The following is an 11,973-nucleotide window of genomic DNA, read 5'->3' on the forward strand; positions in this document are numbered from 1 at the left end:
GCTCACTCCCACTAAATTACAAGAACTTCGGAGATTATCATGACCAAGATTCCCGCAGTCGCCTTTGCAGCCTCGGTTGCCGCTGCACTCACATTGCTCGGCAGCGTTCCGGCCTCGGCCGCGCCCAAGGAAAAGTGCTTCGGCGTTGCCATGAAGGGCCAGAACGATTGCGCCGCAGGAGCGGGCACGACCTGCGCCGGCACCGCAAAGGTCGACTACCAGCAGAATTCCTGGAAGCTCGTCCCGGGCGGAACCTGCGAAACAACCAAGACCCCGAATGGCCACGGCACCCTGACGCCAGGCCCGGCCCCCGTCTGAACCTCCACTAAAGCCAAGTTCATATCTGAATTCCGCAAAGACCGGCGGCGCTGTCCCGGCCGCGCCGCCACCCGAACGCACGAAGGAGTTTCGCCATGAAATCATCAAAGCTTCCCCGCAGGGCCGGTGTCGGTTTCAAACCGGAACACTTTGCGCAGATCAATTCCGAACGGCAGCCCATCGGCTTTTTTGAGGTCCATGCTGAGAACTACATGGGCGCCGGCGGGCCACCGCATGCCCAGCTCGGTCGTCTGCGCGAGGACTACGCCCTGTCGATCCACGGGGTCGGCTTGTCGATAGGTTCGATGCAGCCGCTCGACAAGGATCATCTCTCGCGCCTGAAGATCGTTTGCGACCGTTACGAACCCGAGAGTTTTTCAGAGCATCTGGCATGGTCGACCCATGACACCGTGTTCCTGAACGATCTCCTGCCGTTGCCTTACACAGACGAAACACTGGCCCACGTCAGTGAACACATCGACGAGGTGCAGACGTTCCTCGGTAGGCAGATGCTGCTCGAGAACCCGGCGACCTATCTGCTTTTCGAGGAAAGCACGATCGCCGAGACTGACTTCCTTGCCGCCGTCGCTAACCGAACCGGCTGCGGGCTGCTGCTCGACGTCAACAACGTCTTTGTCGCCTCGACCAACCACAGCATGGACCCGCGCGACTACCTCGCCCGCTTTCCCGTCCAATGGGTGCGGGAAATTCACCTGAGCGGCCATTCCGAAACAGTCGACGACACAGGCGCACCACTGCTGATCGACTCGCACGACACGCCGGTGAAAGATCCTGTCTGGGCACTTTATGAAGAGTTGATCGCCCGGGCCGGACCGATCGCGAGCCTGGTCGAATGGGACAACGACGTGCCCGAGTGGCCGATTCTTTCCGCCGAAGCACAGGCCGCCAATGCGAACCTGCAGCGCTGCGGCGCGCGCCGAGCTGCCTGAGGAACGATCATGTCCATCGCAATCCAAACCCGGTTCGCCGGCGCCCTGCTCGACACCGATGAACCGGTTCCGGAGGGTCTTACGTCCTGGAACGGCCCGCGCCCGGAACGCCGCTTTCGTGTCTATCGCAACAATGTCGCGGTTGGGCTCATCGGCGCGCTGGCGTCGCGCTTCCCCATGGCGGAGAAGATCGTCGGCGAAGAGTTCTTCGCCGCGATGGCCCATGAATTCATCAGGCTTCATCCGCCACGCTCGCCGCTGCTTTTGAACTACGGCGATGAATTCGCCGATTTCGTCGAGACCTTCGAGCCAGCGGAAAGCGTGGGGTACCTGCCCGACGTCATCCGGCTCGAGGCGGCTCGCGGGAGAGCCTATCACGCCGCCGATGCGGCTCCACTGGACACATCGGCATTTGCATCCCTACCCGCCGAGCGCCTTCCGTCGTTGACGTTTACCCTGCATCCCTCGGCCTCGATCGTCCGCTCGCGACATCCTGCCGTCACCATCTGGGCGATGAACGTTGGCGAGATGACCCTTACGCCGATCGAGGATTGGGCCGGGGAAGACGCGCTCATCGTGCGTCCGCAGATGACCGTTCTCGTGCAACGGCTCCCGCCCGGAGGCGCGGCTTTCCTTCAGGCGCTGGCCGACGGTGCGGAGCTTGGGACCGCAATGGAGCTTGCGACTGAAGAGGCGGACGATTTCGATCTTTCCGCCAACCTTGCCGGCGCCCTTCATGCCGGCGCGATCACGGCGATCAGCTGAACCGACATCCGGAGAATGACCATGAACGACGAAATGACACTGGAGCCGATGGCGGTGCGAACCCTGCCGCAAAAATTCTACGCCATCCTCCGGCTCCTCGACCTTATCCCGCACGATCTCATTGCCCTGATTTCGCGGCTTTCGATCGCCGCCGTCTTCTGGCAGTCAGGGCAGACGAAGGTCGATGGCTGGCATGTCACCGACAACGCCGTCTATCTCTTCGAGACCGAATACAAACTGCCGTTCGTCGACCCATGGCTTGCGGCTCATATCTCGGCCTTCGCAGAGCATTTCTTTCCGCTGCTGCTGGTGATCGGATTTGCCAGCCGGCTGTCGGCGCTGGCGCTTCTCGGCATGACGCTAGTGATCGAGATCTTCGTCTATCCCGACGCCTGGCCAACCCATGGCACCTGGGCCGTCTGCTTCCTCGTGATCATCGCCGGTGGCCCGGGCCGCATCTCGATCGACCACTTCATTGCCAGGCATTTCAGTCGTGGCATTTAGTATCTGCACTGACGTATCTGCCGAGAAGGCTCTAGGCACCCGCGTACGCCGGAGACAGAGGCTTACCGCCGCCCTTGCCGCGATCTCCCCCTTCTCCCCTCGGGGAGAAGTGCCGAGCGTAGCGAGGCGATGAGGGGGCGGCACGGCGAGAGTTTGCTTTGTTTGGATTCTGCGTTTCAGATGCTTAGAGTCCCGCGGAAGCCCCCTCATCCGCCCTTCGGGCACCTTCTCCCCGAGGGGAGAAGGGGAGATCGCAGCCTCTCGAACCACGAGGTGTGGCTACCATCGCCCGCCCCAGCCCCCTTCCTTCGAGGGTCGCCGCGCTCCCGCCTTGCATTCCGGCGCTCGGTCGCTTACGACCTTTTGTCCCTAAGGACATGAGCCATGAGTAAGACACAATCTTCGCCTTTCGCGGCCACGCCGGAGCCGCCCTACTATATCGTCGCGTTCTCATCCGCCCGCACGGAGGGCGACCACGGCTATGGCGCGATGGCGGATCGGATGGAAGAGCTGGCGCTGGCCCAGGACGGCTGTCTCGGGATCGAAAGTGCACGTAGGGCTGATGGCTTCGGCATTACCAATGCCTTCTTTCGCGACCAGAAGAGCATCATTGCCTGGAAGAATGTCGTCGCCCACCTTGCCGCCCAGAAGCTCGGGCGCGAGAGATGGTACAAACATTACGAAGTGCGGGTCGCCAAAGTCGAGCGCGCCTATTCTTTTGATCTCGTGGAAGGAGAACGCCTTGGCGAACAAGTCGATTGACCACGCCTTTACCGCGGGGGAACTGAGGTCCGCAGCAAGCGACCCGACTTTCGCTGGTGCCCTCTCCTTCATGCGCCGCCGCTTCACCAAGCAGCTCGACGGCGCCGATGCCGTCGTCTGGGGCATTCCCTTCGACGCGGCGACCTCGAACCGGCCCGGTGCACGCTTCGGACCGCAGGCCATGCGCCGCGCTTCGGCGATCTTCGACAATGACCCGCAATACCCCTTCAACCGCGATCTCTTCGCCGAGATGGCGGTGATCGACTATGGCGATTGCCTGCTCGACTACGGCAATCACCAGGACACACCTGACGCGATCGAGCGGCAGGCGAACATCATCCTCGACAGCGGCGCGTTCCTGCTGACGCTCGGCGGCGACCATTTCGTTACCTGGCCGCTATTGAAGGCGCATGCGGCGAGGCATGGGCCACTCGCCCTGGTGCAGTTCGATGCGCACCAGGACACCTGGCCGGACAACAACGGGCGGATCGACCACGGTTCCTTTGTGGCCCGTGCAGTGCAGGAGGGACTTATCGATCCGGATCGTTCCATCCAGATCGGCGTCCGTACTCACGCGCCGGAGGATTGCGGCATTCGCATCCTCTACGGCCATGAGTTGGAAGACATGTCGGCCGCGGAGATTGCCTCGCATATCATCTCCCACACCAAGGGCGCGGCGGCCTATCTCACATTCGATATCGACTGCCTGGACCCGGCCTTTGCTCCGGGCACCGGAACGCCGGTTTCTGGCGGACCTTCGAGCGCCAAGATTCTCGCGGTGTTGCAACGGCTGCATCAGCTCGACATCCGCGGCGCCGATGTGGTCGAGGTCGCGCCGGCCTATGATCACGCCGATATCACTGCCATTGCAGGGGCCACGGTCGCGATGTATATGCTCGGGCTCAACGCCGAACGACGCTCCCACAATCGTTGACCCGGCTGTTATCATTTTGAATCAACTGCATGCCAAACTGATTCCGAAAACATTGCGAACCCACTGAAAGCGCAGGACGAACATGGCACCGAAGATCTTCATCGATGGCGAACACGGAACCACGGGCCTGCAGATCCGCACGCGCATGGCCAACCGCCGTGATGTCGAGCTTCTGTCAATCCCGGAAGCGGAACGGCGCAATGCCGCGATGCGCGAGGACATGCTCAACGGCGCCGATATCGCCATTCTCTGCCTGCCCGACGATGCGTCGCGCGAAGCGGTGAAGATGGTCTCCGCCAATAACAACGTCCGCGTCATAGACACCTCTACCGCGTTCCGGGTCGATCCCAGCTGGGCCTATGGCTTTGCCGAGATGGACAAGGACCAGGGCGAGAAGATCAGGCGGGCTCGGCTGGTCGCCAACCCCGGTTGCTACCCGACAGGCGCCGTCGGCCTGATCCGGCCGCTTCGCGTTGCCGGTATCCTGCCGGACAGCTATCCGGTGACGGTCAATGCGGTCTCGGGCTATACCGGTGGTGGCAAGCAGTTGATCGCGCAGATGGAAAATCCCGATCATGCGGATGCTATCACCTCGCCTCACTTCCTCTACGGCCTGCCGCTGAACCACAAGCACGTGCCGGAGATGACGACGCATGGCCTGCTCGACCGCGCGCCGATCTTTTCACCGTCGGTGGGCAAGTTCGCCCAAGGCATGATCGTCCAAGTACCACTGCATCTCGACAGTCTTGTCCCCGGCGCCACGCTGGAGAGTATCCATGCTGCCCTTTCCGCGCACTATGCCGGTCAGGACATCGTCGAGGTCGTGCCGCTTGCCGAAAGCCGGGCACTGCCTCGCGTCAATGCGGTGGAGCTCGAGGGCAAGGATACTATGAGGCTGTTCGTCTTCGGGACGCCTGGCACCTCACAGGTCAATCTTGTCGCCTTGCTCGACAATCTCGGCAAGGGTGCCTCGGGTGCTGCGGTTCAGAACATGGATCTGATGCTTTCGGCGTGACGCCGATGAGCCAAGGCGATATCCCGCTTCGTCTCCGTAAGCGTTGGGCGATCGCTACCGCCGTGGCGATTGCAGATACAAGAAGCAGCCTTGTATATCGCGTCGAGCGGGATGATGCTCCTGCCGCCATCGTCAAGATATTGAAGCCCGATGGTATGAACGAGCTGCCGGGCATGGCGTTTCTCGAATGGCGCGAGGGCAACGGCGCAATCCGCCTCCTCGATCGCGATCAGAATGCGTGCCTCATTGAAGATGCAGGTGGACTGCTCCTGCGGGACTTCCAGCGTCAATTCGGTGACTACAAGGCGACGGATGTCATTCTGGATGTGCTTCATAAATTGCACGCGGGGTCGGCGTCCCCTCCTGCGGTCGAACTGATACCTCTTCGCAAACATTTCACATCGTTGTTCGCCAAGGCCGGGCGTCAAATCGATCCCGCGTTTGCGGAGATCCTGCGTTGGACGGCGACCCTTGCGGAGGATATTCTCGGCAACCAGACCGACGTGAAGCCGCTACATGGCGATCTGCACCATGACAACATAATCGGAGGCGGTGCGCGCGGCTGGCTGGCGATCGATCCACAAGGGTTGATCGGCGATCCCGCCTATGATGTGGCAAATGTGTTCGGCAACCCATTGGGCGCGGCCGGTGACATCCTCGACCCTTCGCGGATTGCGACCTTGACGGCGCGTTTTTCCGAGGCAATTTCTTGCTCAGAAATTAAGATCCTGCACTACGCGGCTGCGCATGCGGGATTGTCGATATGCTGGTCGATGGAGAACAAGCAGTCGGCGGAGGCAGACGAGAATATCGCGGAACGATTGGCCTTTGCGAAGATCGTGCGGCGGATGTTGGCGGAGGAGCGCTACGCACCTGCTCGTAGCGCTCCAAATTCCAATCGCTAGCTACGTACCTGCAAGACGGTCTCGTGCGGATACTCGCCATAGAAGCCGCGCCAGTTGGCGATGGCGAAGCCGAAGACGATGAGGGCGCCGGCCTGGTGGGTGAGTGCCAGATCCAGGGGCACCTGCATCACCAGCGTCGAAATGCCGAGGCCTGCCTGGATCAGGACCAGCACGAAGAGGACGATCGAGCGGCGGGCATGGGTTGTGCGCGGGGCGGTTGCCAGAGAAACGATCATGTTGATGAGGACGACGGCCAGCAGCGCGTAGGCGCCGAGCCGGTGGACGAACTGGACCATCTTCGGGTTTTCAAAGAAATTGATCCAGCCGGGCGTTTCGGCGAATAGCCCGCCCGGAATGACCGCGCCGTCCATCAGCGGCCAGGTATTGTAGGAAAGCCCGGCATCGAGGCCTGCGACCAGCGCGCCTAGATAGATCTGGAAGAGCGCCATGAATGCGATCAGTCCCGCGAGCTTGGCCGAATAGCGGGTCGGTGCGGCGTCGCTCGAATGCGGCGATAGCGCCCGCATGATCCACATGCATGACGCAAAGATCAGGCAGGCGGTGATCAGATGCGTTGCCAGGCGATACTGACTGACATCTGTGCGCGCCTCGAGCCCCGACGAGACCATCCACCAGCCGATCGCGCCTTGTAGTCCACCAAGCAGGAAGATGCCGATCAGCGGCAGGCGCAGGCGCTTTTCGATGCGGCCGGTCAGCCAGAGGAAGATCAGCGGCACCGCGAAGATGACGCCCATGGCACGGGCAATCAGCCGATGCGCCCATTCCCACCAGAAGATGCTCTTGAAATCATCGACGGTGATGTCCTTGTTGATTAGCTGGAATTGCGGAATGCGCTTGTATAGATCGAACTCCTCCTGCCACTGCGTGGCATTCAGCGGCGGGATGACGCCATGGATCGGCTGCCACTGGGTGATCGAAAGACCCGAGTTGGTCAGCCGCGTTGCGCCGCCGACGATGACGAGACAGAAGAGTGCCAAAAGCACCAAGCCGAGCCAGATACGGACTGCCCGACGATTGCGATCCTGGCGGGCCATTTCGCCAAGGACGGCCTGTTCCGACGTTATATTTGCGACAGCCATGGTGTCTCCTTCGATCCGGCTGTTGATTTGCCCCATGGGGCCGTGCAAAACAAGACCCAAGCCTTTGCGGCATGCCGTCGCGGAAGAAACTGGCGGCTATCCACCGACCACGAAAGTATCTCATTCATGCCCGTTCGCCTGCGCAAATTCATCGGCACGATCCTGTTGATCGTCTTGGTGCTCGGCTATGCCTTCATTGCAACGACGGTGGCGGTCAATGCGCTGGGCGCTTCTCCGTGGTGGATACACCTCACCTATTTCTTCTTCAGCGGCCTGCTCTGGATCCTGCCTGCCATGCTGCTGATCAAATGGATGGCCGGCCCCAAGCAGCAATAATCGTCCGGTGGAGATTAACGGCGGAATAACCCTAGTCGACGGAAATTACGGGCGGCCTTACGCACGTAAACCATAAATGCGCCGTCCGCCGACTATCATCCGCATCGAAACCCCTCGATCGGAGTCGCCTCGGTGCAGATGCCGAAACCGGATATCAGGCAAACCGCAAGAACGCTTGCGGAAAATATCGATGCGTCCGCAGCCAACGCTACGCCGGAGGCGTTGGGGGCCGATGTCTTGCGGGTAGAAATCGTCGACAGCATGCAGCCTCTTGAAGCTGAATGGCGGGCACTGGAAACGGACAACCTGGCATCGATCCACCAGAGTTTCGACTGGTGCGCGACCTGGGTCGAGGTCTACCGCAATCCTTTGGCGATCATCCGAGGATCGATCGGCGAGCGCACGGTCTTTATCCTGCCGCTGGAAATCGTTCGCTCGAACATGGTACGCCGTGCGCAGTTCATTGGCGCCCAGGGGAGCAACATCAATACCGGCCTATTCGCTGTCGAATTTCTTGAGAGCGTGGGTCACCTCGCGGCATTCCATCAGGAACAGATCACCCGTGCCTTGAAGGGCAAGGTCGACGTCCTGCTGTTACAGAACGTGCCATTCGAATGGCGTGGCCACCAAAGTCCGCTGGCCAGTCTGCCCAGTATCGAAAATCAAAACCATGCCTTCCAGCTGCCGTTTCTCGACAGCTTCGAGACAACCCTGAAGCAGGTCAACGCCAAGAGACGCCGCAAGAAATATCGACAGCAGACACGCATGCTCGATGAGAAAGGTGGTTACGACCACCTGATCGCCTCCACGTCGCAGGATCGGCATCGGTTGCTGCAACTCTTCTTTGACCTGAAGGCCGAGCGCTTCAAGACCGCGGGTCTCCCTGACGTTTTCCAATCGCCTGAAACACGGAATTTCCTGCAAGGGCTTACCGGCCTTAGGAACGATGATGGCGCCTACGTCGCGCTTGAGATTCATGCCCTGCAGCTGAAAGGCATGCATCAAGGGCATATTCCCGCGGTTGCGGCCGTTTCGCGCAAGGGCGATCACATCATCTGCCAGTTCGCCGCGATCGACGAAACGCTGGTTCCGGAGACGAGCCCGGGCGAGCTGCTTTTCTGGCTAATGATCGAGCATTTTCATCATCAGGGCATCGCGCTGTTCGACTTTGGAATCGGCGACCAGACCTACAAGCGATCGTGGTGCCCGGTCGAGACTGTGCAGCATGATGTCATCCTGCCGATCTCGGCGCTCGGCCGGGTCGCGGCTCTGGCGCAACGAAGCCTTACGCACACCAAAGCTGCCATCAAAGCCAATCGACAGGTTTATGGCTTTGTCCAACGCCTGCGGGCGCGGACCGCTCGTCGCGCCGCCCCGGATGACGCGGAAAGGGATTGACCCTCATCCGCCTCAGGCGGCATGGCGCTCCGAACCAGGAGCGTCCTTGCGCCAGCCGGACATCAGGATCAAGTGTTCGTACCCAGCCTTTTGGAACTCCGTCATCGCGGCAATGAACTGGTCCTCATCCGGCTCGGGCATCGACAGGATGATTTCCGCGTCCTTGCTGCTGGTGAGCCGGGCGACGCCATCGACGTCGGCAGCGCCGCATTCAACGAGCACCATGTCATAGGCTGACGACATCGCGTCCAGGATCAGCGCCAGCCGATCGGCGCCCCGCATGGCGCGCTTCACGTCGCTTGTACCCTGCGGCACCAGATGGGCGTCGGAAAGGCGATCGGGATGGATCGTATCGCCGAAGGCAGCCTCTCCGCAGAGAAGATCGGTGACACCGGGCAGACCGGGCTTTTCCGCCATCAATCGCGTTGGGCAGGCCGTGCCGGTCATGTCGACGAGAACCACCCGCCGGCCGGCATCGGCGATCGTCCGGGCCAGCATGACGGTGGCGGTCGAACCGTTGTCGCCGGTGGGCGAAATGGCAATGACAATGCTCGGGCTACGCTGCAGCAGATAGTCTGCCACGGACTGGATCGAAAAATCCTCTTCCGGCTCCGGCGGCTCTTCCGCCGAGCGGGTAACGGGCTCGGCGCCAAAATCGACAGATTGCTCCATCTCGCGCGCCAGCTCGTCGTCGGCGGCAACGGAGAGCATACTTGCCGACGCTGCAGGTTGGCTGCCGACCTTGGTCGGGGTGCGCCGGGCGCTCAGCATCTTCTTTCGCTCGACGACGGGCTCCTCGTCGGCGGAGCGAACCGGTTGCAGCGCGCGGCCGCTGAAAAGTTCGATCAGCATGATCACGATGGAGGTGAGGATGAACGTGGCCAACGCCGCTACGACCACGATCGGAACGACTTTCGGGAAATAAGGATCGGCCGGCGCGCTGGCCGTCGAGACCACGCGCGCATCGGCGGGGCTCGAATTCTTGTCGGAACGGGATGCGGCTTCGCGGTAGCGCGCGAGATAGGTTTCCAGCAACTGGCGCTCGGCGGTCGCTTCGCGTTCCAGCGCGTTCAGGCCGACGGTGTCTTCGCCGGCGCGGGCGCTGTCGGCCTTCAGAACGTTCGACTGCTGCAGCAATTGCTGCTCGCGCAGCTCGGCGACCTTGGCCTCGTTCTCGATACTGGCAAGGATCTTCTTGGTTTCACGATCGATCTGCTGGCGGATGTCGGCAAGCTGGGCACGGAGGCTTTTCAGCTTGGGGTGGCCGTTCATCAATGTCGTCGACAGGTCCGATATCTGGGATTCGAGATTGGATTCGGTCGCCTTCAGGCGCTGCATATTCTGCGAGCCGGAGACATCGGCCAGCGTGTCGGTGGAACGTCCGGAGGATAGGGCATTGCGTACTGCCTGAGCGCGGGCATCGGCGTTGGCCTTGTCGCCGCGCACCTGGGCAAGCTGGCCGGAAATGTCAGTCAACTGCTGGTTCGAAAAAGTGCTGGTATCGCTCGTCTGCAGCAGGCCGTTGGCGGTGCGATAGTCGGCAACCTTCTTCTCGGCCTCGCTGACCTTTTCGCGAAGGCTGGCAATTTCCGGCTCGAGCCAGCGCGTCGCCTCGGAGTTGCTGTCGAGCTTCGCCCCGCTCTGCGTCGACAGGTATACCTTCGCCATCGCGTTGGGCACGCTTGCTGCCAATTCCGGGTCTCGCGAGGTGAAGCTGATGCCGATGACGCGCGAGGTGTTGATCTGGTAGACTTGGAGGCGCTCGACAAAGGCGTCGAGCATTCGCTCTTCCGGCGCCTTTTCGAGTTGGCTCTTTTTCAGGTGCATGGCGACGAGAATGTCGGAGAGCGCAGAGCTCTTGCCGCTCGCCTCGAATTCCGGACGGTCATAGAGTTTCAGCTCAGTGATGACCTGCTTAATCAAATCGGCCGATTGGAGGATCTGCACCTGGCTGGCGATGTTCAGTTCGTCGAGGAGAGAACCGGCATTGGCAGCAGCACCTTCGGTCGTCGTCGTGGCGAAGGCCGCCGCGCGGGGCTCGATCAGGAGCCTGGTTTCGCTGCGATATTCGGGAGAAATGATCTTGGCGGCGGCAAAAGCAAGACTGGCACCGACAAGCGTGATGACAATGACCTTGGCGCGACGCTGCCATACGGCGCGAAAGAGTTGTCCAAGATCAATGTCGACGTCTTGCTGATTGTTGTTTGCGCCGGACATACCGCACTCCGAGATGTAGTTTCGCCGCACCGTAAACGACTATGGTAACCCAAGCGTTAAAGTACCGTCGGCGCCCCGCCTCCCCTTAAATCGCAACTACCCTAGAAATTTCCCGTTTAATTTACTGAGCGTTAACCCTAACGGATCGATAACGACGTCTGTGATTTCCACTTTTCTGTGAGCGCATGATGGCCTTCGCAAAGCCAAAGATCCTTCTGGCAGTCGGCATTGCAGGCTTGGGCTTCGGCTTGAGCGGCTGCATGAGCTATCAGCCTGCGCCCAGAGCCTTCAGTCAGGCAACGATCCAGCCCTATACGCTCGATAGCGGCGACCGGCTGCGGATTACCGTGTTCGACGCCGAGGGCATGACCAACACCTACACCGTCGATCAGGCCGGCTACATCGCGTTCCCGCTGATCGGACAGGTCCCTGCCCGCGGAAAGACGCCGCAGCAGCTTTCCGGCCAAATCGCACAAAAGCTGAAGCAGGGTTATCTTCGCGACCCCGACGTCACCATCGATGTCGACCGCTATCGCTCCGTCTACATCATGGGCGAGGTCGGCCAGCCCGGGCAGTATTCCTATGTGCCCGGCATGACAATCCAGAACGCCATCGCGGTCGCCGGGGGCTTTTCGCCGCGGGCCTACCAGGGGAACACCGATGTCACCCGCAAGATCAACGGCCAGGTCATGACCGGTCGCGTCAGGATTTCCGATCCGGTTCTCGCCGGCGACACGATCTATGTTCGAGAACGGCTGTTCTGATCGTT

The 11,973-nt window shown here is 60.9% G+C and carries 13 protein-coding genes; 11 read left to right on the forward strand and 2 right to left on the reverse strand.

Going from position 1 to position 11,973, the window contains the following annotated elements:
• The first annotated feature begins 39 nt into the window (after positions 1–39).
• From CPY51_RS01080 to CPY51_RS01115, 8 genes are all read left to right on the forward strand, one after another.
• Positions 40–318: a BufA1 family periplasmic bufferin-type metallophore gene (locus CPY51_RS01080; RefSeq protein ID WP_111158202.1), complete on the forward strand. Its 279-nt coding sequence runs from the start codon at positions 40–42 to the stop codon at positions 316–318.
• Between the two features lie 95 nt (positions 319–413).
• Entirely contained in the window at positions 414–1,268 is an 855-nt protein-coding gene (bufB, locus tag CPY51_RS01085) for an MNIO family bufferin maturase (RefSeq protein ID WP_111158203.1), read from the forward strand.
• Between the two features lie 9 nt (positions 1,269–1,277).
• Positions 1,278–2,033 carry an HvfC/BufC N-terminal domain-containing protein gene (locus CPY51_RS01090; protein ID WP_111158204.1) on the forward strand — a complete coding sequence of 252 codons (756 nt, stop codon included), beginning with the start codon at positions 1,278–1,280 and terminating at the stop codon, positions 2,031–2,033.
• 21 nt (positions 2,034–2,054) lie between these two features.
• Entirely contained in the window at positions 2,055–2,537 is a 483-nt protein-coding gene (locus CPY51_RS01095; protein ID WP_111158205.1) for a DoxX family protein, read from the forward strand.
• A 384-nt stretch (positions 2,538–2,921) separates the two neighbouring features.
• Positions 2,922–3,299 (forward strand): antibiotic biosynthesis monooxygenase family protein, encoded by a 378-nt coding sequence (locus tag CPY51_RS01100; protein WP_111158206.1) that lies wholly within the window; start codon positions 2,922–2,924, stop codon positions 3,297–3,299.
• The gene (gene speB / locus CPY51_RS01105; protein ID WP_111158207.1) at positions 3,280–4,233 is read left to right on the forward strand and encodes an agmatinase; all 954 of its coding nucleotides are present in this window, start codon (positions 3,280–3,282) and stop codon (positions 4,231–4,233) included. The genes CPY51_RS01100 and speB overlap by 20 nt, the downstream gene beginning before the upstream one ends.
• Positions 4,234–4,315: 82 nt before the next feature.
• Positions 4,316–5,248 (forward strand): N-acetyl-gamma-glutamyl-phosphate reductase, encoded by a 933-nt coding sequence (argC, locus tag CPY51_RS01110; RefSeq protein WP_111158208.1) that lies wholly within the window; start codon positions 4,316–4,318, stop codon positions 5,246–5,248.
• Between the two features lie 5 nt (positions 5,249–5,253).
• On the forward strand, positions 5,254–6,153 hold the full coding sequence (locus CPY51_RS01115) for an aminoglycoside phosphotransferase family protein (RefSeq protein ID WP_111158209.1): 900 nt from the start codon (positions 5,254–5,256) through the stop codon (positions 6,151–6,153).
• Here the strand turns inward: CPY51_RS01115 and CPY51_RS01120 are convergent.
• Positions 6,150–7,253, reverse strand: a complete 1,104-nt coding sequence (locus CPY51_RS01120) for a COX15/CtaA family protein (RefSeq protein WP_111158210.1) — start codon at positions 7,251–7,253, stop codon at positions 6,150–6,152. The two genes, CPY51_RS01115 and CPY51_RS01120, sit on opposite strands and share 4 nt — an antisense overlap.
• A gap of 126 nt (positions 7,254–7,379) precedes the next feature.
• Between CPY51_RS01120 and CPY51_RS01125 the strand changes: the two genes are divergently transcribed.
• Together CPY51_RS01125 and CPY51_RS01130 are read left to right on the forward strand one after the other, a co-directional pair.
• On the forward strand, positions 7,380–7,589 hold the full coding sequence (locus tag CPY51_RS01125; protein ID WP_111158211.1) for a DUF2842 domain-containing protein: 210 nt from the start codon (positions 7,380–7,382) through the stop codon (positions 7,587–7,589).
• 132 nt (positions 7,590–7,721) lie between these two features.
• Positions 7,722–8,987 (forward strand): GNAT family N-acetyltransferase, encoded by a 1,266-nt coding sequence (locus CPY51_RS01130; protein WP_420820651.1) that lies wholly within the window; start codon positions 7,722–7,724, stop codon positions 8,985–8,987.
• A gap of 12 nt (positions 8,988–8,999) precedes the next feature.
• Here the strand turns inward: CPY51_RS01130 and CPY51_RS01135 are convergent, their stop codons facing one another.
• A complete protein-coding gene (locus tag CPY51_RS01135) occupies positions 9,000–11,204 on the reverse strand; it encodes a GumC family protein (RefSeq protein ID WP_111158213.1) in 2,205 nt (734 codons plus the stop codon).
• 188 nt (positions 11,205–11,392) lie between these two features.
• On the opposite strand from CPY51_RS01135, the gene CPY51_RS01140 reads away from it, so the two are divergent.
• The gene (locus CPY51_RS01140; RefSeq protein ID WP_111158612.1) at positions 11,393–11,968 is read left to right on the forward strand and encodes a polysaccharide biosynthesis/export family protein; all 576 of its coding nucleotides are present in this window, start codon (positions 11,393–11,395) and stop codon (positions 11,966–11,968) included.
• The last annotated feature ends 5 nt before the right edge of the window (positions 11,969–11,973 follow it).

The organism is Arminella tubonensis (assembly GCF_003240585.1).
In the GTDB taxonomy this organism is placed as follows: domain Bacteria; phylum Pseudomonadota; class Alphaproteobacteria; order Rhizobiales; family Rhizobiaceae; genus Rhizobium; species Rhizobium tubonense.